The sequence below is a fragment of the Kocuria sp. KSNUG genome, assembly GCF_049532735.1.
GTDB lineage: Bacteria > Actinomycetota > Actinomycetes > Actinomycetales > Micrococcaceae > Kocuria > Kocuria rhizophila.
On the sequence record NZ_CP150981.1, the window covers coordinates 286523 to 308027 of the forward strand.

General features: G+C 70.1%; 25 protein-coding genes and 1 riboswitch. Of the genes, 12 read left to right on the plus strand and 13 right to left on the minus strand.

Annotated elements, in window-relative coordinates; translation table 11 throughout:
- Positions 1-33: 33 nt before the first annotated feature.
- Positions 34-528: a GNAT family N-acetyltransferase gene (locus AABM36_RS01265; RefSeq protein WP_423446819.1), complete on the minus strand. Its 495-nt coding sequence runs from the start codon at positions 526-528 to the stop codon at positions 34-36.
- A gap of 108 nt (positions 529-636) precedes the next feature.
- Between AABM36_RS01265 and AABM36_RS01270 the strand changes: the two genes are divergently transcribed.
- On the plus strand, positions 637-1098 hold the full coding sequence (locus AABM36_RS01270; protein ID WP_423446821.1) for a hypothetical protein: 462 nt from the start codon (positions 637-639) through the stop codon (positions 1096-1098).
- Between the two features lie 12 nt (positions 1099-1110).
- Here the strand turns inward: AABM36_RS01270 and AABM36_RS01275 are convergent, their stop codons facing one another.
- Together AABM36_RS01275 and AABM36_RS01280 are read right to left on the minus strand one after the other, a co-directional pair.
- Positions 1111-1653 carry a hypothetical protein gene (locus AABM36_RS01275; protein WP_423446823.1) on the minus strand — a complete coding sequence of 181 codons (543 nt, stop codon included), beginning with the start codon at positions 1651-1653 and terminating at the stop codon, positions 1111-1113.
- A 48-nt stretch (positions 1654-1701) separates the two neighbouring features.
- The gene (locus AABM36_RS01280) at positions 1702-2301 is read right to left on the minus strand and encodes a GNAT family N-acetyltransferase (RefSeq protein WP_423446825.1); all 600 of its coding nucleotides are present in this window, start codon (positions 2299-2301) and stop codon (positions 1702-1704) included.
- 111 nt (positions 2302-2412) lie between these two features.
- Here AABM36_RS01280 and AABM36_RS01285 point away from each other — a divergent pair, with 111 nt between their 5' ends.
- Positions 2413-2793, plus strand: a complete 381-nt coding sequence (locus AABM36_RS01285; protein WP_423446827.1) for an SdpI family protein — start codon at positions 2413-2415, stop codon at positions 2791-2793.
- A 135-nt stretch (positions 2794-2928) separates the two neighbouring features.
- On the opposite strand, the gene AABM36_RS01290 is transcribed toward AABM36_RS01285, so the two are convergent.
- Both AABM36_RS01290 and AABM36_RS01295 read right to left on the minus strand, forming a co-directional pair.
- Positions 2929-3489 carry a hypothetical protein gene (locus AABM36_RS01290; protein ID WP_423446829.1) on the minus strand — a complete coding sequence of 187 codons (561 nt, stop codon included), beginning with the start codon at positions 3487-3489 and terminating at the stop codon, positions 2929-2931.
- Between the two features lie 82 nt (positions 3490-3571).
- Positions 3572-3865, minus strand: a complete 294-nt coding sequence (locus tag AABM36_RS01295; protein ID WP_423446831.1) for a putative quinol monooxygenase — start codon at positions 3863-3865, stop codon at positions 3572-3574.
- A 219-nt stretch (positions 3866-4084) separates the two neighbouring features.
- Between AABM36_RS01295 and AABM36_RS01300 the strand changes: the two genes are divergently transcribed.
- The 3 genes from AABM36_RS01300 (at position 4085) to AABM36_RS01310 (ending at position 6318) form a co-directional block, all read left to right on the plus strand.
- On the plus strand, positions 4085-4411 hold the full coding sequence (locus AABM36_RS01300; RefSeq protein ID WP_423446832.1) for a hypothetical protein: 327 nt from the start codon (positions 4085-4087) through the stop codon (positions 4409-4411).
- Between the two features lie 114 nt (positions 4412-4525).
- Entirely contained in the window at positions 4526-5527 is a 1002-nt protein-coding gene (locus tag AABM36_RS01305) for an ABC transporter ATP-binding protein (protein ID WP_423446834.1), read from the plus strand.
- Complete coding sequence (locus tag AABM36_RS01310) at positions 5524-6318, plus strand: hypothetical protein (RefSeq protein ID WP_121241477.1); 795 nt, start codon at positions 5524-5526, stop codon at positions 6316-6318. The genes AABM36_RS01305 and AABM36_RS01310 overlap by 4 nt, the downstream gene beginning before the upstream one ends.
- Before the next feature lie 113 nt (positions 6319-6431).
- On the opposite strand, the gene AABM36_RS01315 is transcribed toward AABM36_RS01310, so the two are convergent.
- The 4 genes from AABM36_RS01315 to AABM36_RS01330 form a co-directional block, all read right to left on the minus strand.
- A complete protein-coding gene (locus AABM36_RS01315) occupies positions 6432-8141 on the minus strand; it encodes an ABC transporter permease (protein ID WP_145000178.1) in 1710 nt (569 codons plus the stop codon).
- Entirely contained in the window at positions 8138-8974 is an 837-nt protein-coding gene (gene modA, locus AABM36_RS01320) for a molybdate ABC transporter substrate-binding protein (RefSeq protein ID WP_070637091.1), read from the minus strand. Before modA ends, AABM36_RS01315 begins: the two co-directional genes overlap by 4 nt.
- The gene (locus AABM36_RS01325) at positions 8971-9372 is read right to left on the minus strand and encodes a TOBE domain-containing protein (RefSeq protein ID WP_039102303.1); all 402 of its coding nucleotides are present in this window, start codon (positions 9370-9372) and stop codon (positions 8971-8973) included. The genes modA and AABM36_RS01325 overlap by 4 nt, the downstream gene beginning before the upstream one ends.
- Before the next feature lie 297 nt (positions 9373-9669).
- Complete coding sequence (locus tag AABM36_RS01330) at positions 9670-10452, minus strand: enoyl-CoA hydratase (protein WP_039102302.1); 783 nt, start codon at positions 10450-10452, stop codon at positions 9670-9672.
- 238 nt (positions 10453-10690) lie between these two features.
- Between AABM36_RS01330 and nadE the strand changes: the two genes are divergently transcribed.
- Together nadE and AABM36_RS01340 are read left to right on the plus strand one after the other, a co-directional pair.
- A complete protein-coding gene (gene nadE / locus AABM36_RS01335) occupies positions 10691-11593 on the plus strand; it encodes an ammonia-dependent NAD(+) synthetase (RefSeq protein WP_070637092.1) in 903 nt (300 codons plus the stop codon).
- A gap of 44 nt (positions 11594-11637) precedes the next feature.
- A complete protein-coding gene (locus AABM36_RS01340) occupies positions 11638-11979 on the plus strand; it encodes a hypothetical protein (protein WP_070637093.1) in 342 nt (113 codons plus the stop codon).
- Positions 11980-12198: 219 nt separating this feature from the next.
- Here AABM36_RS01340 and nhaA read toward each other — a convergent pair whose 3' ends face one another.
- Complete coding sequence (gene nhaA / locus AABM36_RS01345; RefSeq protein WP_423446839.1) at positions 12199-13593, minus strand: Na+/H+ antiporter NhaA; 1395 nt, start codon at positions 13591-13593, stop codon at positions 12199-12201.
- A 206-nt stretch (positions 13594-13799) separates the two neighbouring features.
- On the opposite strand from nhaA, the gene AABM36_RS01350 reads away from it, so the two are divergent.
- Positions 13800-14021 (plus strand): hypothetical protein, encoded by a 222-nt coding sequence (locus tag AABM36_RS01350; RefSeq protein ID WP_423446841.1) that lies wholly within the window; start codon positions 13800-13802, stop codon positions 14019-14021.
- 24 nt (positions 14022-14045) lie between these two features.
- Here AABM36_RS01350 and AABM36_RS01355 read toward each other — a convergent pair whose 3' ends face one another.
- Complete coding sequence (locus AABM36_RS01355; protein ID WP_423446843.1) at positions 14046-14339, minus strand: hypothetical protein; 294 nt, start codon at positions 14337-14339, stop codon at positions 14046-14048.
- Between the two features lie 207 nt (positions 14340-14546).
- A riboswitch (TPP riboswitch) is annotated at positions 14547-14681 on the plus strand.
- Positions 14682-14726: 45 nt separating this feature from the next.
- Here AABM36_RS01355 and AABM36_RS01360 point away from each other — a divergent pair.
- Both AABM36_RS01360 and AABM36_RS01365 read left to right on the plus strand, forming a co-directional pair.
- Positions 14727-15491 carry a 3-oxoacyl-ACP reductase gene (locus AABM36_RS01360; protein ID WP_423446844.1) on the plus strand — a complete coding sequence of 255 codons (765 nt, stop codon included), beginning with the start codon at positions 14727-14729 and terminating at the stop codon, positions 15489-15491.
- Between the two features lies 1 nt (position 15492).
- Positions 15493-16923, plus strand: a complete 1431-nt coding sequence (locus tag AABM36_RS01365) for an LLM class flavin-dependent oxidoreductase (RefSeq protein WP_423446846.1) — start codon at positions 15493-15495, stop codon at positions 16921-16923.
- Positions 16924-16998: 75 nt separating this feature from the next.
- On the opposite strand, the gene AABM36_RS01370 is transcribed toward AABM36_RS01365, so the two are convergent.
- Positions 16999-18258 carry a phospholipase D-like domain-containing protein gene (locus AABM36_RS01370; protein ID WP_423446848.1) on the minus strand — a complete coding sequence of 420 codons (1260 nt, stop codon included), beginning with the start codon at positions 18256-18258 and terminating at the stop codon, positions 16999-17001.
- A 502-nt stretch (positions 18259-18760) separates the two neighbouring features.
- On the opposite strand from AABM36_RS01370, the gene AABM36_RS01375 reads away from it, so the two are divergent.
- A complete protein-coding gene (locus AABM36_RS01375) occupies positions 18761-19567 on the plus strand; it encodes an exodeoxyribonuclease III (protein ID WP_423446850.1) in 807 nt (268 codons plus the stop codon).
- Between the two features lie 4 nt (positions 19568-19571).
- Complete coding sequence (locus tag AABM36_RS01380) at positions 19572-20762, plus strand: collagen-like triple helix repeat-containing protein (RefSeq protein ID WP_423446851.1); 1191 nt, start codon at positions 19572-19574, stop codon at positions 20760-20762.
- A 112-nt stretch (positions 20763-20874) separates the two neighbouring features.
- Here AABM36_RS01380 and AABM36_RS01385 read toward each other — a convergent pair whose 3' ends face one another.
- Positions 20875-21477, minus strand: a complete 603-nt coding sequence (locus AABM36_RS01385) for a hypothetical protein (RefSeq protein ID WP_423446853.1) — start codon at positions 21475-21477, stop codon at positions 20875-20877.
- Positions 21478-21505 lie beyond the last annotated feature (28 nt).

Consider the following 21505-nt stretch of genomic DNA (forward strand, 5'->3'; position numbering starts at 1 on the left):
CCTGCAGTGCTCCCGTGGGGCGACCGGTCCGCGTCACCCCGCCTTCCACACCATGACCCCGTCACACTCTCGCCCGGGGACCGCCAGGAACCCTTCGGACTCATAAAGGTCTCTCGCACGGTTGCCGTCCTCCACGGAGAGGCTGACGCGGTTGTGCCCGCGGGCGGCACTCTCCGCGAGAAGCCGTCGGAGCAGCCGACGCCCGTGCCCGGCACCCCGGCGCTCGGGGGCCACCCACAGACTGGCTTCTGGAACGTCAGCGGAAACGAACCCGTACCCGGGATTTTCCGTGCCCAGGAACTGCGCCCAAGCCACGCCGACGACGCTCGAAGGGTCCACCATGATGAAGCCGAAGTCTCCGCGCTCCGGTTCGAACATCGTGTAGTGGGCGATTGCGGGATCGGCGAGAACGTCCTCGCGCGAGAAGCGTTCTCCGCACCAGTTCATGTTGCCCAGGGTGGCCTCACGCAGAGCGTCGCCGTCCCGACTCGACAGAGGACGGACCGGCGAGAGGTCTTGGTGGTGCATGGGACACTCCTTGGGGGATCGTGAGACCCCATCGGTGAGGCACTTCTCGACGAGCCCAAGACCCGACCGTACCGCCCAACCTCTCACTCGTAGCACGGAGAATCATCCATGGGAAAGTCGCACAACTTCTACCACCGGGCGTGCGACATTGCCGCCGGGGAAGACATCGTGGGCATCACCGTCGCGGAGGACGGTCGGGTGACGCTGGAGTACGGCGAGTTCCCGGAGAACCTGCGGTGCAACTGGGCGGGGTTCCTCTACGACCTGTCGCTGACTCCTGCCATGCTCGACGACCTGTACCCGGACCTCCGAGTCGTCTCAGCGCACCTGAAGGAGGGGTACGGGCACGTCGTGGTGTCGGACGGCGTCTCACGGCGTGAGTACCGCCGCGAGATCGTGCCCGTGGATCGCGGACATGTGGTTCTGGAGGTCACTCCCTTCGACCCGACTGTCGAGCCGCAGAGTGGCAACCCCTACTGGGACGCCCCGACCCCCACGGGCTTCATGGAGGAGCTGCGAGGAAACTTCCCGGACGGCGATCCCCGCGGTGAGCACCTCAGGGCCGTGTGACCGCTCCGGGTGTCAGCGCACCTGCTCCAGCTCGCGCAGCAGGGCCTCCGAGTCGGGGACGTCGAAGAAGGCCACGGGCGAGTCTCGCCCCGGTGAGAAGATCTCCATACCGCTGTTGAGGTAGCCCTTTTGAAGTCCGGATGCCCCGAAGATGATCTCGACATGCACCCCGTCACGGTGTTTCCTCACCTTCACGGGCACATCCTTCACCCGGACGTCCGAGACGTTGCGTCCACCCTCCACCACGATCGCCCGGGTGTCTGTGAGGCCGTAGACGGTACGTCGCTTGCGCCGAGCTTTGACGAGGAAACGTCCGACCATCTGGTAGAGGCCCACCACCACGAAGAGCAGCCCCACGAGAACAAACCACCGGGGCTTGCCTGAATTCAGGACTATCCACGTCCAGTACACGGCGAAAGCGCACCACAGGACGCTGAAGGGCACGAGGAACCCGTCGGACGGCATGAAGTGGACGCGCGGGTCAGGTTGACCGGACCACAGAAGTTTCTCGCCGGGACGCAGATGGGGTTGCAACCGCTGCTGGGGGTTCTCCACACCCGGAGTATGGCACCCATCACCCCCGTACGATGGCGAGACACGTCCTCAGCACCTGTTGTCCCGTGTCCCGTCAGATGCAGGTCTGTCTTGGCTGACTCTGCGAGTCCGATCCGGACCCCCCGCATGGGAGTGAGCGCCTCGAGCGCTGGGGCATTTCCCGCGCGCCAGGGTGGTGACCCACCGCGTCTCTCCGTCGACCACGGTCTCCGTAGGGGCCATCCCCAGACGGCGGGCGATCCGCTGGGACGCCTCGTGCTCAGGGTGGATGTGAGCCAGGACCCGGGACACCCCCTTCCGCCGGAGTTCTTCGATCAGGAGGGCGGCTGCCCGAGCGGCGTAACCCCGGCCCTGCCAGGGGACCCCGACGACCCAGGCGATCTCCGCAGGCGAGCCGTCCAGCGGAACGGTGGCCTGCACGTAGCCCACCGCCTGTTCCTCCGGCCCCACCACCACAATGCGGTTGAGCCACAGTTCACTTCCATCCGAAGAGTGGCCACGGGTCTGCACGGCGTGCTGCCTCTCCAGGCCGTCAATGCTCGGGGGCTCGCCGCCCGTGTAGCGGTACAGCTCCAGATCGGCCAGGACTGCCGCCATCTCAGGGGCATCGGTCACGCGCAGAGGCCGGAGGGCGATTGAGGTCGTCATGGGTCGAATTTATAATCCCGACAATCTCCAGGTGGCCTCTGAAGGGTTCATATCGCCGGCATCCCCAGTCGTGGGTGACCGCCACGAGTTCGCTGGGATATCCTCCCTCGCATGAATGAATCCAGCGTGGGCGCGCTCATCGTTATCGTGATGTCCGCCGTGGTGGTGGGCTTCGTCTACGCGGTCATTCGAGCGGCGGCATCGGAACCTGTGGACCGCAACGGGTTCATCGGCATCCACATCAAAGCCACCCATCGCAGCGATGAGGCGTGGCATGCCGGACATGCCGCGGCCCTGCCCGTGTCCCGCACCGTTCTCCTGGTGGCGCTGGCCGTGGACCTGCTGTGCCTGGCCCTGCTATTCCTCGGGCCCGAATGGCTCGTCCCCTGGCTGGGGATAATCCCCTCGATCGTGCTGGTCCTGGGTTTGTTTCCCATCGTCAGCGCCGCCAAGAATGGCGCCGACGCCGCACCCCCAGCGCCCGGCCCCTGATCACCCTCGCTTCCGGACCGCCACGACGCCACCGATTGCCACTGGGCTCAGCGACGGCGCACAGCTCGAAAGCGTGGGGAGGCAGCCGGGCACCGCGCGGCGTCGTCATCCCGGGAGATGCACCGGCGCGACGGGTCAGACCGCGATCAGCCAGTAGATCCCGCCCAGGAACACCACCCCGTACGCAGAACCCACGATCAGCTGCGCCCAGGTGTGGGCGCCCAGCACGTGACGGCTCACGCAGACGGCCACCGCCACGGGGATGAACAGCAGACCCCACGGACCCCACGCGACGGGCAGGATCACGGCGGTGCCGCCCATCATCATCCCGTGCACCGAGATCTTCCACCACGGGCTGACCAGGGCCACCACCGCGCTGGCGGCGAGCGTGGCGGTAAGCAGGCCCGTGATCTCCACGGGCCCGTGGAATGCGAGAGTCACAGCGAGGAACGCCGCCACCAGCAGGAACGTCCCGATCATCACCGGACGTCGGTGCTGCTTGACGCTCACGTGGTGGTCGGTGAGAACACCCCGGCGCGACAGCACGGTGACGGTGGCCAGCGAGACCCCGCACACCGCGAGCGCCGCGGCCACACCCCACGCTAGGGAGGCGAGGGTGCCGTGGGCACTCCACGGGAGGACGACCAGCAACGCCGCCAGCACAAGGGGTGCCTGGAATACCTCGGAGAGGGCCACGGCCCAGGCGGGTGCCCGTTCAGCCGGGGCGGGGACCGGGCGCAGCGTCGTCGGCCTTTCGTGGCTGCTCACGGGCGGCCCGTCAGAAATCGAGCGTCTCGTACGTCTCGTGCTCGTTGTTCGCCAGCGCCGGGATCGCCTGCCCCACGCCGAACTGCGCGAAGTGCGCCGAGCACACGTGGGCCTTGAACGCGGCCTTGTCCTGGTACACCTCGAAGATGCGGAACACGGCGGGCTCCTCCGGGCTCTGGTACGCCTGGTAGTAGAGGTTCCCGGGCTCCTCGCGGGAGGCGGGCGAGAGCTCGGCGAGCGCGGCGCGCACGGTCTCTTCCTCGCCGGGCTTGGCGGTCCAGGTGGCGCTGCAGACGAAAGCCATGGGGTGTCCCTTCTCGACGACGACGCCGGGTGCTCACCGGCCCGCTCATGCTATCGGCCCGCGGGTGGGCACCAACCGGCACGTGGGGTCCCGTTCTGCTGTCCCGCGCCGTCCGGTGCTGTCTTGCCCCCTTGCCGACATCCTCGAACCGGATGAGGATCGTCGAAGCACCCGTCTCCCGAGAGGAACGACCCCGTGTCCACACCCACAAGCGTTCGCATGTTTAACGAGTACGGCTGCAACTGGCCGTTCTGGGCAGAGGACGGCCTGCTGGAGCAGGATCACTTCCCTCTCCCGCCGGACCTGACCCAGGACGTCCTGGCCTGGACCCGGAACTTCAACCAGCACTTCGACCACGAGAAGGGCTGGCCCACGGAGGAGCAACGGGATGCCAGCCACCGTGAGGGCGAACGGCTTGCGGAAAGGGTGCAGGACGCGGTGGGCCCCGGAATCACCATCGAGCTGGACCTGTGGGAGGCGCGCATGAACGAATCTCGTTCGCCCCGGTGGAGGCGGGGTTTCCGCCCCCACTCGGAGCGTGCGTGAGGCCCCTGCCTGGTTGATCGCGCAGGCACATCCTCTCCACCGCGCCACCCAGGGGACGCGCCCGGGTTCATCATTTTTTCAGGATTCTCCTCTTCTTCCCTCAGGATGTAGGTCATGATTCGCATCGAGCACCTCACCAAGCGCTACGGCGGATTCACCGCGGTGGACGACATCTCCTTCACGGCCCGGCCCGGCCGGGTCACCGGTTTCCTGGGGCCCAACGGCGCGGGCAAGTCCACGGCCCTGCGGATGCTCACCGGTCTCACCCCGGCCAGCTCGGGTGAGGCGCTCGTGCTGGGCCACCGCTACGCCGAGCTGCCCAACCCCAGCCGGCATGTGGGCGTGATGCTCGACGCCGCCGCACAGCATCCCGGTCGCACCGGCCGCGAGGTGCTGCAGCTCGCCGCCACCATCACGGGTGCGGGCAGGGCACGGGTGGACGAGATGCTGGAACTCGTGGGGCTGGAGCCCTCCGAGGCGTGCCGCCGTGTGAAGAACTACTCCCTGGGCATGCGTCAGCGCCTCGGTCTCGCGGGCGCGCTATTGGGCTCACCCCAGGTGCTTGTACTGGACGAACCCGCCAACGGCCTGGACCCCGCGGGCATCCGCTGGATGCGCGGTCTGCTCCGGGACTTCGCGGACCGGGGCGGCACCGTGCTGCTGAGTTCGCACCTGCTGCACGAGGTGGAGCAGGTCGCGGACGACCTCGTGATGATCGGCCACGGCCGGATCGTCGCCCAGGGCCGCATGACGGACCTGCTCGCCACCCGCCCCGGCTGCGTGGCCGACGCCGAGGACCAGGCGGCCTTCGCCACCGCGCTGAGCACCGCGGGCATCACCTTCTCCGGGCGCGCGGACGGTGCCGCCGAGATCGAGGCCGACGCCGCCCGCGTGGGTCGCGTAGCGCTCGACGCCGGTGTGCCCCTGACCCTGCTGCGCCCCGCGGACGGCACCCGGCTGGAGGACATGTTCCTGCAGCTCACCGCGGACACCGCCCGCGACGAGCAGGGGCGGGGCGGCACCCCACCCGGCGCGGCGGCGTCGTCCGGCGCCACACCGCCCGCGCAGCCGTCACCCGCCCAGGGAATGCCCGCCCGAGAGGAGCCCACCGCATGAGCACCGCAACCACCACCACGGCCCCCTGGGGCCATGCAGAACCGACGGGCCGCGGGCTGTCGTTCCTCACCCTGCTGCGCGTGGAGCTGCGCAAGCAGGTGGACACGCGCGCCGGGCGCGGTCTGCTGATCGCGATCGGCGTGCTCACCGCCCTCGCGCTGGGGCTCACCGTGTGGCTGACCCGTGAGGAGGGTGCGGACCTCGCCGGTCTGTTCGTCGTAACAATGACGCCGCAGGGGTTGCTGCTGCCCGTGCTGGGGATCATCACGGCGTGCAACGAGTGGAGCCAGCGCACCGCCCTGATCACGTTCACGCAGGAACCCCGCAGGATCCGGGTGGTGCTCGCCAAGCTGCTCGCAGCACTCGTCCTGGGGACGATCGCCTTCGCGGCGGCGTGGGTCCTGGCACTGCTCGCACACCTGATCTCTGCCGGGCTCTCCGGCAGCCCCGTGAGCATCGACCTCGATCCCGGGCAGCTGGCGGGCCAGTGGCTCACCCAGATGCTCGCCCTCCTGCAGGGTGTGGCATTCGGGCTGGCGCTGCTGTCCGTGCCGCTGGCCATCGTGGCCTACTTCGTCCTGCCCACCCTGTACTCGGCAGCCGCTCTGATGGTCCCTTCTCTGCAAGATCTCGGGGCGTGGGTGAACATGACCGCGGCCTCCACCCCGCTCATGGAGGGAGTGGACCTCACTGCCACAGAGTGGGGTCAGCTGGGAACGTCCTCGCTGCTGTGGATCGGGGTGCCGCTGCTGATCGGCATCTGGCGGGTGCTCACGCGCGAGGTGAAGTAGGCGCGCCGCTCGGCGTTCCTCTTCCGGACACGAGGGCCGGTCCCCACCCTGCCCTGGGTGAGGACCGGTCCTCTGTGCTGGGGCTGCCCGTTTCTCGAGGTCTCCCTGGACAGTCAGCGGCGCCTGGCGGGTTCCGCCCGTTCCAGGCGCACGACGGTGTCCGCGAGCTCGGCGACGTCCGCGTCGTCGTGCGTGATGACCACCGCGGTGCGCCCGGCCAGCACGCGTTTCAGCACCTGTCTCATGCGGGGCCGGGCCGCCACGTCCAGTGCGCTCATGGGCTCGTCCAGCAAGATCACGCGCGGATCCGCAGCCAGCACGCGCGCGATCGCGACCCGCTGCGCCTGCCCTCCCGAGAGCTCATCCGGGCGCCGCTGCACGAACTCCTCCGCGCCCACCTCCCGCAGCCATGCCCGGGCACGACGCCGCCCTTCCGCCCTCCCTGCCCCGCTCGCCCGCGGCCCGAACGCCACGTTGTCCAGCACGCTCAGGTGGGGGAACAGCAGGGGTTCCTGGGCCATGAGGGCCACTCCCCTACGGTGCGCGGGGACCCACACGGGCCGGTCTCCGGTGTCCGCCCGGACCACACACCGCTCCCCCACCTGGACCGCGCCGCGATCCGGTGCCACCAGGCCGGCGACCACGCCGAACACCGTGGACTTCCCCACCCCGTTGGGCCCGAGCAGCGCCACGGTGGTGCCCGGCTCCACGCTGAACTCGGCGGCCACACCTCGTGGTTCGTGAGTGACGTCCACCCGCAGCCCGATGGGGTGGTGGGACCCCTGCGCCGGACTGCCAGCTGAGACCGTGGGCGTGGCCGACGGCGCATCGTGGGTTTCCTGTTTCTGCGGCAGCGACGCGAACGGGGTACGCCCACCCATGGACCGGGACTCCTCTGACGCGGTCGGATCGGCAGGCCCTTCCCCGCCCCCACCCGGGGCGGCGGCATCCGCACGCGACTCCGGATCGGCCTGACCGCTCGGTCCACCGGCGCCATCCCGCCCCACCCACCGGGTGAGGTTGGCGCGGAAGCCGGCGCCGCGGCGTCGTCGTGCGGGCGTGGTGAGGCTGACGACCAGCAGCGCGACCAGGACGAGGAGCAGGGAGAGGGCCACGGCGGCGTCGGGGTCGGTTTCGCGCTGCAGGTAGATCTCCAGCGGGAGCGTGCGCGTGACGCCCTCCAGGCTGCCCGCGAACGTGAGGGTGGCGCCGAACTCGCCCAGGCAGCGCGCGAAGGACAGCGCGGCGCCGGAGAGCACGGCGGGCAGGGTGACCGGCAAAGTCACGCGGAAGAGCGTGCGCGTGGGGGAGGCACCCAGGCCCGCGGCGATCTGCTCGTAGCGGGTGCCCGTGGTGCGCAGCGCGCCCTCCAGCGAAACCACCAGGAACGGCAGGGCCACGAACGTCTGCGCGAGCACCACCGCCGTGGTGGAGAACGCGATGTCCACGCCCAGTGCCGCGAGCGGCGCGCCCAGGAAGCCCGTGCGCCCGAACGTGTACAGCAGCGCAATGCCGCCCACCACCGGGGGCAGCACGAGCGGCAGCAGCACCAGCGAGCGGAACACGGTGAGGCCCCGGGCCGTGGAGCGCGCCAGCACCAGGGCCAGCGGACAGCCCAGGACCACGCACAGCGCGGTGGAGACCACTGCCGTGCGCAGGCTCAGCCACAGCGCGGCAAGCGACGACTCACTCGTGAGCAGCTCCCCCAGGTGCGCCCAGTCGATGCGCAGGAGCATCCCCACCAGGGGCAGCAGGATGAGCAGCGCACCCACGGCCGCCGGGAGCAGAACCCACCGCGGGGTGGCGGAGAACCGGCGCGTCACGGGGCGCCGAAGCCCGCGTCCCGCAGCACCTTCTGCCCTTGCTCACCCGTGACGAGGTCCACGAACTGCGCGGCAAGCTCCGGCTGCTCGGAGTCCTTCAGGGCCACGATCGGGTAGTTGTTGACCGCCTCGTCCGTCTTGGGAATGTCGATGGTCGTGACCTTGTCCCCGGCGGCCCTGGCATCCGTGACGTACACGATGCCGGCGTCCGCCTGACCGCTGGTGACCTTGCCGAGCACGTCCGTCACGGCGTTCTCCTGGCTCACGGGTTTGAGCTCCACGCCGTTGGCCTTCTCCACCGTCTGGGTGGCGGCACCGCACGGCACCTCGGGGGCGCACGTGACGAGCTTGACCTTCTTGTCCAGCACATCCTGCAAGCTCGTGATCCCCGCCGGGTTGTCCTTGGGCACCACGAGGGTCAGCACGTTGGTCGCGAAGATCTTCGGCTCCCCCTGGGCGAGGTCCGCGTCCGTCAGCTTCTTGATGTTCTTCTGGTCCGCGGAGGCGAACACGTCCGCGGGTGCGCCCTCGGTGAGCTGCTGCACGAGCCCCGAGGACCCGCCGTAGTTCACGTCCACGTCCACGCCGGGGTGGTCCCTCTCGAACTCCTCCGCCAGCTGGTCGAAGGACTGGGTCAGGGAGGCCGCCGCGGACACCCGCAGGGTCTTGTCCCCGCCCCCGGCCTCCGAGGACGACGCCGCTGCATTGCTTTCCCCGCTCTGCCCACCGCAGCCGGTGAGCACCAGGGTGCCCAGACCCACAGCGGCCACGAGGGCGGTGAGGCGGCGTCTACCCGCGGTGCCCGGTGTCTTCTGCTCTGCGCACGCCATCATTTGCGCCCCTCCGTCTCCACGATGACCGCCGTGGACTTCACCACGGCCGTGGCCACGGAACCGAGTGCGAGCCCGAGGTCCTCCACCGCCTCCGTGCTCATGAGCGACACGATGCGGTGCGGACCGCACTGCAGCTCCACCTGGGACATCACGGGGTCGGACTTCACCGCGGTCACCAGCCCCACCAGCCGGTTGCGGGCCGAGCTGCTCACGCGCGCGGGATCCTCGGGGCTCACCGCGGTGCGACGCGCCAGCTCGGCGAGGTCCGCACCGTCCACCACCAGGTGCCCCGTGCCGTCCTTCTGCCCGGGAAGGGCACCCTGGTCGATCCACCGCCGGACGGTGTCGTCGCTGACACCCATGAACGAGGCGGCCTGAGCCACACGGAGAAAGGTCATGAGCGCATGTTATCCGCAGATGCGGGCCCCCGGGGCAGAAGGACCCGCAGATGCGGACCCAGATGGTGCCGCGCCGGTGGACAGCTGGCCGCTGGTGCTGCCTAGTGGAGTAAAAGCAGATCCGCAGCCGCATTTCTGCGTTTGCTCCGCTAATGCAGACCACCCCGGGGCGCGCAGGTCACCCCAGGAGCACCCCCCCGGGCAGAACGACGACGTCGCTCCCCACCTTCCGGGGAGCGGCGTCGTCTGCGCGTGCCCTGTCAGCACATCATCTGCGCCACAGGACGGAGCCCGGGCTCACTCGTGGGAGAAGTTCGGCTTCCGCTTCTCCGTGAAGGCCGCCATGCCCTCCTTCTGGTCCGCAGTGGAGAACAGCCCGTGGAACACGCGGCGCTCGTACTGCAGTCCCGCGGCCAGGGTGGTCTCGTACGCGGTGTTGACGGTCTCCACGGCGTGCTGGGCCACCGGCTTGGACATGCCGGAGATCTTCGTGGCGACCTCCAGCGCGGTGTCCATGAGGGAGTCGGCGGGGACCACACGGGAAACGAGTCCGGAGCGCTCGGCCTCCTCGGCGTCCATCTGGCGGCCGGTGAGGATGAGGTCCATCGCCTTGGCCTTGCCCACTGCGCGGGTCAGCCGCTGGGTGCCGCCCATGCCCGGGATGACGCCCAGGGTGATCTCCGGCTGCCCGAACTTGGCGGTGTCCGCGGCGATGATCATGTCGCACATCATGGCCGCCTCGCAGCCACCGCCCAGGGCGTAGCCCGCGACCGCCGCGATCTTCGGCGTGCGCAGCCGGGCGAAGGTGTCCCACGCGGAGAAGAAGTCCTCGCGGTACATGTCCGAACCGGTCTTGGAACCCATCTCCTTGATGTCGGCGCCCGCGGCGAACGCCTTCTCGGAGCCGGTCAGGACGATCGCACCGATCTCCGGATCGCGGTCCAGGTCGGTGGCGGCCGCCACGAGCTCGGTCATGGTCTGCACGTTCAGCGCGTTCAGCGCCTTGGGACGGTTCAGCGTGATCACGCCCACGCGTCCCTCGCGGCGGACCAGGATGGTTTCGTAGGTGTTCTCAGTCATGTGGCCAGCATCTCACGACGCCGCCGCGCCCCGCCTCACACGCACGGGTGACGGTCCGCCACCGCATTCGGCCCGGAACGCTGCCCCTCTGTTGACACGACAGATGCCGCACATGATGCGCCCCTGCCATCCTGGCCAGGTGCGGGGTGACGGTGAGGGACTCGCCGAGGCGACCCAGCGGCGTCGTGGACCGGGGGTCCGTCACACCCCTGAAACACGCGGTCGCTAGCATGGCGGCATGCGTGAATTGCAGGCACAGATCATCGCCGAGCTCGGGGTGGCCCCGCGGATCGACCCGGAGACGGAGGCGGCGCGGCGCGTCGACTTCCTGTGCGACTACCTCCGGGCGACGCACACCAGGGGCTTCGTGCTGGGCATCAGCGGCGGCGTGGACTCCACGCTCGCGGGACGGCTCGCGCAGCTGGCCGTGGAGAAGCTGCGCGAGGACGAGATCCCCGCGGAGTTCGTGGCCATGCGCCTGCCCTACCGCACCCAGCAGGACGAGGACGACGCACAGGCCGCGCTCGCCTTCATTGAGCCGGACCGGGTGGTCACGTACGACGTCGCTCCGGCCGTCGACGGGTTCGAGGCCGCCTACGCCGCGGCCACCGGCGAGCAGCTCACCGACTTCACCCGCGGCAACACCAAGGCCCGCGTGCGCATGACCGCGCAGTACGCGGTGGGCGGGGACCACAACCTGCTGGTGATCGGCACGGACCACGCGGCAGAGTCCATCACCGGGTTCTTCACCAAGTTCGGGGACGGCGGAGCGGACCTCCTGCCGCTGGCCGGACTGGACAAGCGGCAGAACCGGCAGCTGCTGGAGTACCTGGGGGCCTCGGAGCGGCTGGTCGGGAAGGTCCCCACCGCGGACCTGCTCAACGACAACCCCGGGCGCACGGACGAGGACGAGCTGGGCCTCACGTACGAGGACATCGACGACTACCTCGAGGGCAAGGACGTCCCCGTGGAGGTCGCGGAGAAGCTGGAGCAGATCTTCCTGCGCTCCCGGCACAAGCGCACCGTGCCGGTCACGCCGGCGGACGGGTGGTGGCGGGAGGAGCACCCCGCTCGTGCCGGAGCAGGTCTTCCCCGGGGAAGTGAATCGCCGGAACCCCCCAATAGCAAGTACGCTGATTGATGAGTCATCAATAGATGACGTTCCCCAGCAAAGGAGAACCCGCTATGCGTAAGACCGCAGCTGCTGCCGCTCTGTCCCTGGCCATCCTGTCCGGCGTGTCCGCCCCGGCCATGGCCGCCACGGAGAGCCCCGCTCCCGCCTCCACCCAGCAGGAGGACGAAGGCCACGGCAACGCCGGCCTGTGGGGCCTGCTCGGTCTCGCCGGTCTGGGTGGCCTGCTGAAGAAGAACAAGACCGTTCCCGTGGAGCGCAACCACAACGTGGGCACCACCGACCGTACCCACAACGTTGGGGCCACGGACCGCACGCGCACCGCGGGTTCCACGGACCGCACCCCCAACGCGGGCAACACCAATGTGGACGGCACCGACCGCACCGGTCGCTGATCATCACTCCGCTTGGCAGTTCTCCAGATCCGGGACTGCGGCCAGGGGCTCACTCGTTCACGAGTGGGCCCCTGCGCCGTCCTCGGCTCCGGCGCCCGGCGTGGTTCCACCTCCACGCGGCCCGTGCGGGCGGCAGGGGGGCGGTGGGTCACGCCGACGGACGGGTGGTGACGGGAGGGCTGAGCCCCTGCCCGGCGACGGAGGACCAGCCCCCCACTGCTATGCGTGGGACGCGGTGTTCCCTGATCCGGCAGCAACCGCACCCACCCGGTAGTGGCGGTTGCGGACCGCCAGCAAACCACCGGCCAGCACCGCTGCCAGCACCGACGCGGTCAGTACGGCCACCTTGGCCTGGTCCCCGGCGGCCGCGGACGGGTCGAAGCTGAGCTCCGCGATCAGCAGGGACACCGTGAACCCGATCCCGGCCAGCAGCGCGATCCCCACCAGGTCGATCCACTTGTAGGACGGGTCCAGCTTCCGCCCGGTGAGCACGGTGGTGAGCCACGTGGCGGCAATGATGCCCAGCGGCTTGCCCAGGACGAGGCCCGCGATGATGCCGAGCGTGACGGGGGCGGCGAGCGCCGTCGTCAATCCGTCCCAGCCGCCCACTGCGACGCCCGCGGAGAAGAACGCGAAGACCGGCACCGCGAACCCGGCGGACAGGGGCCGGACGCGGTGCTCCAGGTGCTCGGCGAGCTCCACGGGCTCCCCGGACGCCTTGGCCCCCATGACGGGAACGGCGAAACCGAGCAGCACGCCCGCGACCGTGGCGTGGATCCCGGCCTCGTGGACCAGGGCCCACGTGACCACGGCCAGCGGCACCAGGATCACCCACGCGGCCCACGTGCGGTGCGCGAAGAAGCGGGGGAAGCGGTGCGCCAGCAGCCCGAACGCGGCCAGCGGGACGAGCGCGAGGAGCAGCGGGAGCACGTGCACCTCGTCGGTGTAGAAGATCGCGATGATCGTGATGGCCAGCAGGTCGTCCACCACCGCCAGGGTCAGCAGGAACAGGCGGAGCGCGCTGGGCAGGTGCGAGCCCACGATCGCGAGCACCGCCACGGCGAAGGCGATGTCCGTGGCGGTGGGAATCGCCCAGCCGCCCAGGGTCTCGGGGTTCGTGGCGTTCACGGCCGCGTAGATCAGCGCGGGGACCACGACGCCGCCCACGGCCGCCGCGATCGGCACCGCCGCCTTGCTGAGGTCCCGCAGGTCACCCGCGACGAACTCGCGTTTGAGCTCCAGACCCACGAGGAAGAAGAAGATGGCGAGCAGCCCGTCCGCGGCCCAGGCGCCGAGGCTGAGGTTCAGGTGCCACGGCTCGTAGCCCACCTTGAGGTCACGCAGGGCGAAGTAACTCTCCGCGAAGGGCGAGTTGGCCCAGACGATGGCGATGACGGCGGCAACCACGAGGAGGATGCCGGCCACAGTCTCGCGGCGCAGGACGTCCTGCAGGCGGGAGAAGACGCCACCCGAGGGGTGGTCGGGCTCGCACGGGGGCTCAGGATGGTTGAAGAAACCGGGCTCCGAGACGAAGCCGGTGGACTCTTCCTGCGCCACGGGCTCCGGGGATCCGGGCTCACGGAGGGCAGGGGTGGTCGTGTGGTGCAGGGGCATGGAGTACTCCAGTGTCGACGGGCATCACGCTTGTTTCCGCCGACCAGACTTCCCGGCACACCAGCCATCAAGGGTAGCAGGGCGGTTTTGCGTGGCGCACTCGGGGCGGCTGCCGGACAGGAGCCGCCCAGCACTCCGTTCGGCTTTTCCGTCGCGGCAGCCCGGGAGACGAGGCGTTCTCACGAGCATCTGCCTACGGTGGGGGCATGTTGAAACGGAAATCCACGGGCTGCCTGATTCAGGGTTCCGTGATGGCGGCCCTCTTCGTGATCACCTTCGTCGGAGCGCGGGAATCATGGCTGCTCATGACCATGGAACTGCTATTCGCCGTCATTTTCTTCTCCAAGGCGGTGAAGGAACGGCGTGCGGAAATCGAGGCTGATCGGCGTCGCGAGGCGCGCCGCCCCGCGAGCAACGGCCTGTCCTGACCGAGCCGCCACCGGCAAGACCGGCTACTCCGGACTGCGGCGCGGTTGTGGCTTGGAAGCACGAGCTATCACCAGACTGATTCCCCACAGGAGCAGGACCAGCGCCGGAACGAGAGTCATCATGGACGGCTCGTCCACGATCGTCACGCCGCCCACGTTCTCCCAGGTGCACATGTGGCCCAGTGGCACCCAGCTCCACCCCGCCTCACCGTAGATCGAGCTTCCGTCGCCCAGTTCACAGGACAGGGATCCGGAGTACAGGAGTCGCTCGGCCACGAGTCCCGCGATCCAGACGAGCAACGCGGCGAGCCACAGCACCCATCCGACGTTCCTCGCCCGTGAAGCGCCTGTTCGATCTGACATTCGCCCGTCTCCGTTCTGGTTGCCGTGCGCCGCCGCCGAGCGCCGCGCACAGCACCGGTCAATCGGTCCCACCACTTTTCTATCAGGGTTCCCTGCGGCCCCGTCCTTCCCCGGTCAACCCACCCCCTTGATCCTCGCCAGAGCTCCCTGGCTACACTGACCACCAGTGACACGGGGTGCCGCCACCCTTCCCTCTCAGCCCACCGGGCACACAGATGGGGAAGTCAAAGCGGCTGAGATGACACCCGTCGAACCTGTCCAGTTAGTACTGGCGAAGGGATGTCACGGTCGCACCGCGCAGGTGGCGCACCGCTTTCTTCGCCGTGAGCCACAGGAGTGAGCATGCGGATCGAGAACACCATCGTCCTGGTCACCGGCGGAGCCCGCGGGCTGGGGGAGCACCTCAGCCGGGCGTTCGCGCGCGAGGGGGCGCGCGTCGTCGCCAACTACCACGCGAGCGAGGACCGCGCCCGGGCCCTGGTCGCGGAGCTCGGCGAGGACCGCGCCCTGGCCGTCCAGGCGGACGTGACCGACGCGCAGCAGGTGCGGGACATGGTCTCCCGGGCCCGGGAGCACTTCGGCGCGCCGATCACGGTGGCGGTGAACAACGCCCTGGTGGACTTCAGCTTCAACGGGGACGCCCGCCCCACCCTGGAGAACCTGACCGCGGAGAACCTCACGCAGCAGTTCCAGGGCGCCGTGATCGGGGCCCTCAATGTGATGCACGCGGTCACCCCGGGCATGGCGGAGGCCGGTGAGGGCCGCATCATCAACATCGGCACCAACCTCTTCCAGAACCCCGTGGTCCCCTACCACGACTACACCGCCGCGAAGGCCGCCCTGCTCTCCCTCACCCGCACCGCCGCCAAGGACCTGGGCCCGCAGGGCATCACCGTCAACATGATCTCCGGCGGCCTGCTGCGCACCACGGACGCGAGCGCCGCCACCCCGGACGAGGTCTTCGACTTCATCGCCGCCGGCACTCCCCTGGGCCGCGTGACCACCCCGGAGGAGTTCGCGGACACCGCCCTGTTCTTCGCCTCGGACTGGTCCCGCGGGGTCACCGGCCAGAACCTCGTGGTCGACGGCGGGCTGGTGATGGACTGACATGGCCGCCCCCTCCGCGCACGACGACGCCGCCCGGCCCGCTCCCGAGCGCACGGCACCTGCCGGGGGCACGGCGTCGGCACCCGCCCCCGAAGCCGAGCCGACGCCGCGGACGGTGGCTGCGGCGTCGTCGCCCACGAAGGCACCGGCCCGCCGCCTCCACCTCAACGCGTTCCTCTACGGCACCGGCCACCACCAGGCGGCGTGGCGCGCCCCGAACTCCTCGGTGCACCGCCTCACGGACATCAGCTACTACGAGGAGCTCGCGCGGACCGCCGAGCGCGGCCTGTTCGACGCCGTGTTCTTCGCGGACGGCCACAGCGTGGGCGACGTCTCCGGCGGACCCCACTGGTCCCTCGAACCGCTGACCGCACTGTCCGCGATGGCGCGGGCCACCGAACGCATCGGCCTGGTGTGCACGGTGTCCTCCACGTTCTTCACCCCGTTCCACGCGGCCCGGATGCTCGCGTCCCTGGACCACATCTCGGGCGGCCGGGCGGGCTGGAACGTGGTGACCTCCATGTGGGACGCCGAGGCCCGCAACCACGGCTACCGGGCCATGCCGCCCAAGGACGAGCGCTACGAGCGCGCCCGCGAGTTCGTGGAGGTGGCCCGCGCCCTGTGGGCCAGCTGGGACGAGGACGCCGTCACCGCAGACCCCGAGGGCCGGTGGGCGGACCCCTCCAAGGTCCACCGCCTGGACCACGAGGGCCGACACTTCCTGGTGGACGGACCCCTCACGGTCCCGCGCTCCCCGCAGGGCGAGCCGGTGCTGTTCCAGGCCGGCGCGTCCGGGCCCGGCAAGGCCCTGGCCGGGGACTTCGCGGAGGGGATCTACGCCGTGGCCTACGACCTCCCCGCCGCCCAGGAGTACTACTCCTCGGTCAAGGCGGAGGTGGCCCGGGCCGGGCGCGATCCGGAGTCCGTGGTCGTGATGCCCGGGCTGGTCACCTACGTGGGCCGCACCCACGAGGAGGCCCTCGCCAAGCAGGACCGCGTGGACCGGCTGCTGCCCGTGGAGCAGTCACTCGCGCAGCTCTCCACGTTCGTGGAGCAGGACTGCTCGGGCTGGGACCTGGACGCGCCCGTGCCCCCGCTGCCGCCCCTGGGGGAGTTCACCGGTCCGCAGGGCCGCTACGGCACCATCCTGCGGATCATCGAGGCGGAGAACCCCACGGTCCGCCAGCTGCTCGGGCGCCTGGCCGCCGGCGGTGGGCACTGCACCATGGTGGGCACCCCGGAGTCGATTGCGGACCGCATGCAGGAGTGGTTGGAGAACGGCGGCGCGGACGGCTTCAACCTCATGCCGCCCGTGCAGCCGGACTCGCTCACGGACTTCGTGGACCTGGTGGTCCCCGAGCTGCAGCGCCGCGGCCTGTTCCGCACCGAGTACACCGCCACCAGGCTGCGCGGCCACCTTACCCAGGGCTGACGCCCTCCGCACGACGGCGCTCCCGTGACGGGCGTGCGGGGGCCGGCCGTGCGGCGTCGTCGTACGCCGGGGACGTCAGAGCAGGGGGCGCAGCGGGACCAGCAGGACCTCCGCGACCCGCGCCATGGGGTGGCGCTCCCGCCACTGGGGGGAGGTGAGCTCCTCGCAGTGCTCGCTGTCCGCGAGGAAGACCTTCTCCATCTGGGCGGCGAAGTCCGGGTCCACGATCTCCACGTTGGTCTCGTAGTTGAAGGACAGGGAGAGGCGGTCCAGGTTGGCGGTGCCCACGGTGGACCACTGGCCGTCGATCGTGGCGGTCTTGGCGTGGATCATGCACGCGCCGTAGAGCAGGATGGTCACCCCGCCCTCCAGCAGCTGGCCGTAGAACCCCCGGGACACCCAGTCCGAGAGGATGTGGTTGGAGTCCTTGGGGACCATGACCCGGACGTCCACCCCGCGGCGCGCGGCGTCCAGGAGCGTGTCCAGCACCTGCTGGTCCGGGATGAAGTACGGGGTGTTGATCCAGATGTGGTGCTGCGCCCGGTCGATCGCGTTCATGTACATCTCACGGATGGGGTACACGATCTGGATGGGCAGGTTCGCGTTCACCCGCACCTCGGGATCCCAGCTCTGCGGCGGGACCCACTCGATCTCCTTGTCCGGCTCGCGGTCCTCGTTCCACACCGTGGCGATCGCGTTGCGCAGACCCCACACGGCCGGGCCGACCTCACGGATGTGCGTGTCCCGCCACTGCCGGGAGTACAGGGAGCCGATGTTGAACCCGCCCACGAACCCGATCTCGTCATCCACCACCAGGATCTTGGAGTGGTTCAGACCCGAGAACCGCAGGGGGCCCTTCCAGAACGGGCGGCGCAGGAACGGCACGCGGAACACGTGGATGTCGCTGTCGAAGGAGTAGAAGGTCTGCGGGATGACCAGGTTGGCAAAGCCGTCGTAGATCACGAACACGTCCACGCCGCGCTCCACAGCGCGGTTCATGCCGTCCAGGAAGCGCTGCCCGATCTCATCGTTCTTCCAGATGAACGTCTCCAAGTGGATGGAGCGCTCTGCGTTGTCGATGGCCTCGAGCATGTCCTCGTAGACGTCCTTCCCGGACGTGTAGATGGTCAGCTCCGAGTCCTGCACCTGCGCCGAGAACGTCCCCGGACGCGGCGCATCACGCTGCTTGCGCCCGCGCTGCTGCCACCAGTCCACCCCGGCCAGCGACGCCACCACCACGACCTGTGCGGCGAGCAGGGCCCCCGCTCCGACGCCCGCGGTCTTGAGGAGGATGCGGCGTTCTCTGATCTGGGACAGCACGTTCGTGGGGGTCATCCCGCCACACTACTGCCCCGTGTTCCCGGGCGTCCCGCCTCCCGCCTGGGATCCCGGTGGAAGTCCCCGGGGAATCGGCTCCGGGCCGGAGGTGGTCCCCCACGCCTGAGGCGTGTGAGCACGACGACGCCCGCGGCGGGGAGCGGGGCCGCTGTGAGCGGCAATCACGAGCGGGGGTGCTCGGCGCGTCGGGCGTCTCGCCTCCGGCGGGGCGTGAACGCGGGGCGGCACCCCGCCCGTGGGGCGCGGGAGCACGACGACGCCCGCGGCCCGGGCGTGCGGCCCGCGGGATCCTCCGGTGGGGGTGCTCGGTCCCCTGGGCGTACCGACCTGTGAGGCCCGGCGTGCAAGGCCCGACCGTCCCAGGCCCCACGCGCCGCACCGGCCCCGTGCGTGGGACCCGGCCCAGCGGCGTCGTGCCCCGTGCCTGCGGCGGCCGTGGACCGTGCGGGGCGCCCTGCACGGTTTCTCCGGTGCGGCGCGGGTGGCTACGGTGGTGCCCATGAGAATTGCCACGTGGAACGTGAACTCCATCCGCGCCCGGGCCGACCGCATCGAGGCGTGGCTCGACCGCTCGGACGTGGACGTCCTGGCCATCCAGGAGACCAAGGCCAAGGACGAGAACTTCCCGTGGGAGCTGTTCGAGTTCGCGGGCTACGAGGTGGCGCACTTCGGCGTGAGCCAGTGGAACGGCGTGGCCATCGCCTCGCGCGTGGGGCTCACGGACGTGGAGCGCACCTTCCCGGAGCAGCCCACGTTCGGCAAGCCCGGCCAGGAGCCCGCGCAGGAGGCCCGCGCGATCGGCGCCACGTGCGGCGGCGTGCGCGTGTGGTCCCTCTACGTGCCCAACGGCCGCGGCCTGGAGGACCCCCACATGCCGTACAAGCTCGAGTGGCTGCGGGTGCTGGAGGGCCACGCCAAGCAGTGGCTGCAGGACGATCCGAACGCGCAGATCGCCCTGGTGGGTGACTGGAACGTGGCCCCGCAGGACGACGACGTGTGGGACATCCAGCTCTTCAAGGAGGGCGGCTACACCCACGTCAGCGAACCGGAGCGCGCGGCGTTCCACGCGTTCATCGATGACGCCGGCTACCAGGACGTGGTCCGCCCGCGCCACCCCGGCCCCGGCGTCTACACGTACTGGGACTACAAGCAGCTGCGCTTCCCCAAGAAGGAGGGCATGCGCATCGACTTCCAGCTGTGCTCCCCCGCGCTGGCCGCCCGCGTGCAGGACGCCTGGATCGACCGGGACGAGCGCAAGGGCAAGGGCGCCTCGGACCACGCGCCCGTCGTGATCGAGATCGACTGATCCCGTGCCCCTGATCAACGCGGGCAGCGCCTACCGCAGCATCACGGGCCCGCCCGTGCGGTTCGCGCTGCGCGTCTACGTCCCCCAGCAGGACCTGGACGCGCACTACGCCCCCGGCATCCCCCGCGCCCTGGACCCCTTCACCGGGGGCGTGCACGAGTTCTCGGAGCAGCTCGCCCGCATCGCGGACACCTCCCAGTCCCTGCTGCCCCCGGCCCGCGAGCCCCTGTGGAGCATGCCGTTCTCCACGGCTCCGGCCGGGGCGCGGCGGTTGGCGGGGGTGCCGGGGCCGTCGGGGGCCCCGGGCGCCTCCGGTTCCCCGGGCACCGCGGGTGCTTCGGGTTCCCCGGGCGCTGCGGGTGCTTCGGGTTCCCCGGGCGCTGCGGGCGCTCCGGGTTTTGCGGGTGCCCCCGGCGCTCCGGGCGCTTCCGGTTTTCCAGGCCATCCGGGGGCTGCTCGCATCTCGGGTGTTGCAGGTGCTGCAGGTTCCGCGGGGGCTCCGAGCGCCTCGGGGCCCGCCGGCGCCCCGGGTCACGTTCCCGGTGCGTCCCCGAACCACCCGGGGGACTTCCCCGTGTTCCACCCCACCCAGCGCCTGCGCCGCTCCCTGCGCCTGTTCACCGCCGCCGAGAACGAGGACAGCGCCCAGCTCCTGCCCCTCCTGGTCCCCGAGCAGGAGGTGGAGGACGCCGCCAGGGCCACCTCCACCGAGGCCTTCCAGCCCGTCTACACCCGGGAGGCCGCCTACGCGATCCCCCTGGCATGGTTCGCGGCCTTCACCCCAGCGGACCATGTGGCGTCCCAGCACTCCGGGCACCAGATCCACCGGTTCATCGCCCCCGCGGACGCCGCCGCGCAGCGCACCCTCCAGGCCGCACAAATTGTCGACGACGCCGGACGGGCCGTCTCCGGCGACGCCCCCGAGGACGACCTCCCGGACGAGGCCCGACAGGCCGCCGCCTTCGCCCAGGACCTCACCCGGTTGAGCCGCTGGCTGGGATCCTTCAGCTCCGCTTCCCTGGTGAGCCTGGACTACGGCTCTCTCGCGGACCGGATCCAGCCGGACGAGTCCCCGCAGGACATGGCCGACGCCCTGGACCTGCTCCGTGAGGGGGACTTCGGATCCGCAACCGCGGCGCTGCGCCGCATCTTCAGGCGCTGGGCCCCGCTGGCGCAGTTGCAGCAGGCGAACTGACCCTCAAGAGCCGAACCGAGCGCCGTCGCCCCCTCGCTCTCAGCACCCGGGGGCAGGTGCTGCATTTGCTCCGTTATTGCAGATTCAAGGCCGTGTGGCTGCGTTTACTCCACTAGAGAGCACGGTGCGGGCTACCCAGACCCTCTTGTATGCGCGAGAGCCACGTCATCCTGCGGGTCGGGGAGCGAAGGTCGTCCCACGTGAGGACAGAGACGTCCCACCCCGCGTCGCGCAGGAGGGACAGGCGGTACATCTCGTCCCGGTACTGGGACACCTCACGAGCATGGACGCCGCCGTTGTACTCCAGGGCCGTTCGTGCACCTGGCCATGCCAGGTCCAGGAAGAACGTGCGCCCTGCGATCGTCACCTGGTGGTTCAGGGACGGCTCGGGCAGGTCGTGACGGGCAATGAGCAGCCGGGTCAGGGTCTCCGCCGCCGACCAGCACGGTGACCGGGCATCACGCCACGCGCGGCGCAGCCGGATGACACCTCGGGCGGCTGGAGGGAGCTGGTCCAAGCTCTCCTCCAACTCGTCTCGTGTGAACTGCACCGGGCGGGACGTGCCAGGGACAGCGAAGCGGGTGGACAGCAGCGCGTCCAGGCATGCGGTGATCCGCCACGGAGACAGCGCGGTGCTCATCCGGGACAGCATCTCCAGTGGATGGGCAATCCTGCTGCCCCATGGGCCCTCGAGGCTGGGCAGACCGTGGGACATGGCAATGCGCACTCCCTCCTGCTTGGAC

Excerpts from the sequence above, each read along its gene's own strand:
- AABM36_RS01300 (WP_423446832.1), top strand. The coding sequence starts at position 4,085 with ATGTTTAACGAGTACGGCTGCAACTGGCCGTTCTGGGCAGAGGACGGC.
- AABM36_RS01350 (WP_423446841.1), top strand. The coding sequence starts at position 13,800 with ATGTTGAAACGGAAATCCACGGGCTGCCTGATTCAGGGTTCCGTGATG.
- AABM36_RS01375 (WP_423446850.1), top strand. The coding sequence starts at position 18,761 with ATGAGAATTGCCACGTGGAACGTGAACTCCATCCGCGCCCGGGCCGAC.
- AABM36_RS01370 (WP_423446848.1), bottom strand. The coding sequence starts at position 18,258 with ATGACCCCCACGAACGTGCTGTCCCAGATCAGAGAACGCCGCATCCTC.
- AABM36_RS01265 (WP_423446819.1), bottom strand. The coding sequence starts at position 528 with ATGCACCACCAAGACCTCTCGCCGGTCCGTCCTCTGTCGAGTCGGGAC.
- AABM36_RS01360 (WP_423446844.1), top strand. The coding sequence starts at position 14,727 with ATGCGGATCGAGAACACCATCGTCCTGGTCACCGGCGGAGCCCGCGGG.
- AABM36_RS01285 (WP_423446827.1), top strand. The coding sequence starts at position 2,413 with ATGAATGAATCCAGCGTGGGCGCGCTCATCGTTATCGTGATGTCCGCC.
- AABM36_RS01295 (WP_423446831.1), bottom strand. The coding sequence starts at position 3,865 with ATGGCTTTCGTCTGCAGCGCCACCTGGACCGCCAAGCCCGGCGAGGAA.
- AABM36_RS01280 (WP_423446825.1), bottom strand. The coding sequence starts at position 2,301 with ATGACGACCTCAATCGCCCTCCGGCCTCTGCGCGTGACCGATGCCCCT.
- AABM36_RS01365 (WP_423446846.1), top strand. The coding sequence starts at position 15,493 with ATGGCCGCCCCCTCCGCGCACGACGACGCCGCCCGGCCCGCTCCCGAG.
- modA (WP_070637091.1), bottom strand. The coding sequence starts at position 8,974 with ATGATGGCGTGCGCAGAGCAGAAGACACCGGGCACCGCGGGTAGACGC.
- AABM36_RS01325 (WP_039102303.1), bottom strand. The coding sequence starts at position 9,372 with ATGACCTTTCTCCGTGTGGCTCAGGCCGCCTCGTTCATGGGTGTCAGC.
- AABM36_RS01310 (WP_121241477.1), top strand. The coding sequence starts at position 5,524 with ATGAGCACCGCAACCACCACCACGGCCCCCTGGGGCCATGCAGAACCG.
- AABM36_RS01385 (WP_423446853.1), bottom strand. The coding sequence starts at position 21,477 with ATGTCCCACGGTCTGCCCAGCCTCGAGGGCCCATGGGGCAGCAGGATT.
- AABM36_RS01330 (WP_039102302.1), bottom strand. The coding sequence starts at position 10,452 with ATGACTGAGAACACCTACGAAACCATCCTGGTCCGCCGCGAGGGACGC.
- AABM36_RS01340 (WP_070637093.1), top strand. The coding sequence starts at position 11,638 with ATGCGTAAGACCGCAGCTGCTGCCGCTCTGTCCCTGGCCATCCTGTCC.
- nhaA (WP_423446839.1), bottom strand. The coding sequence starts at position 13,593 with ATGCCCCTGCACCACACGACCACCCCTGCCCTCCGTGAGCCCGGATCC.
- AABM36_RS01270 (WP_423446821.1), top strand. The coding sequence starts at position 637 with ATGGGAAAGTCGCACAACTTCTACCACCGGGCGTGCGACATTGCCGCC.
- AABM36_RS01305 (WP_423446834.1), top strand. The coding sequence starts at position 4,526 with ATGATTCGCATCGAGCACCTCACCAAGCGCTACGGCGGATTCACCGCG.
- nadE (WP_070637092.1), top strand. The coding sequence starts at position 10,691 with ATGCGTGAATTGCAGGCACAGATCATCGCCGAGCTCGGGGTGGCCCCG.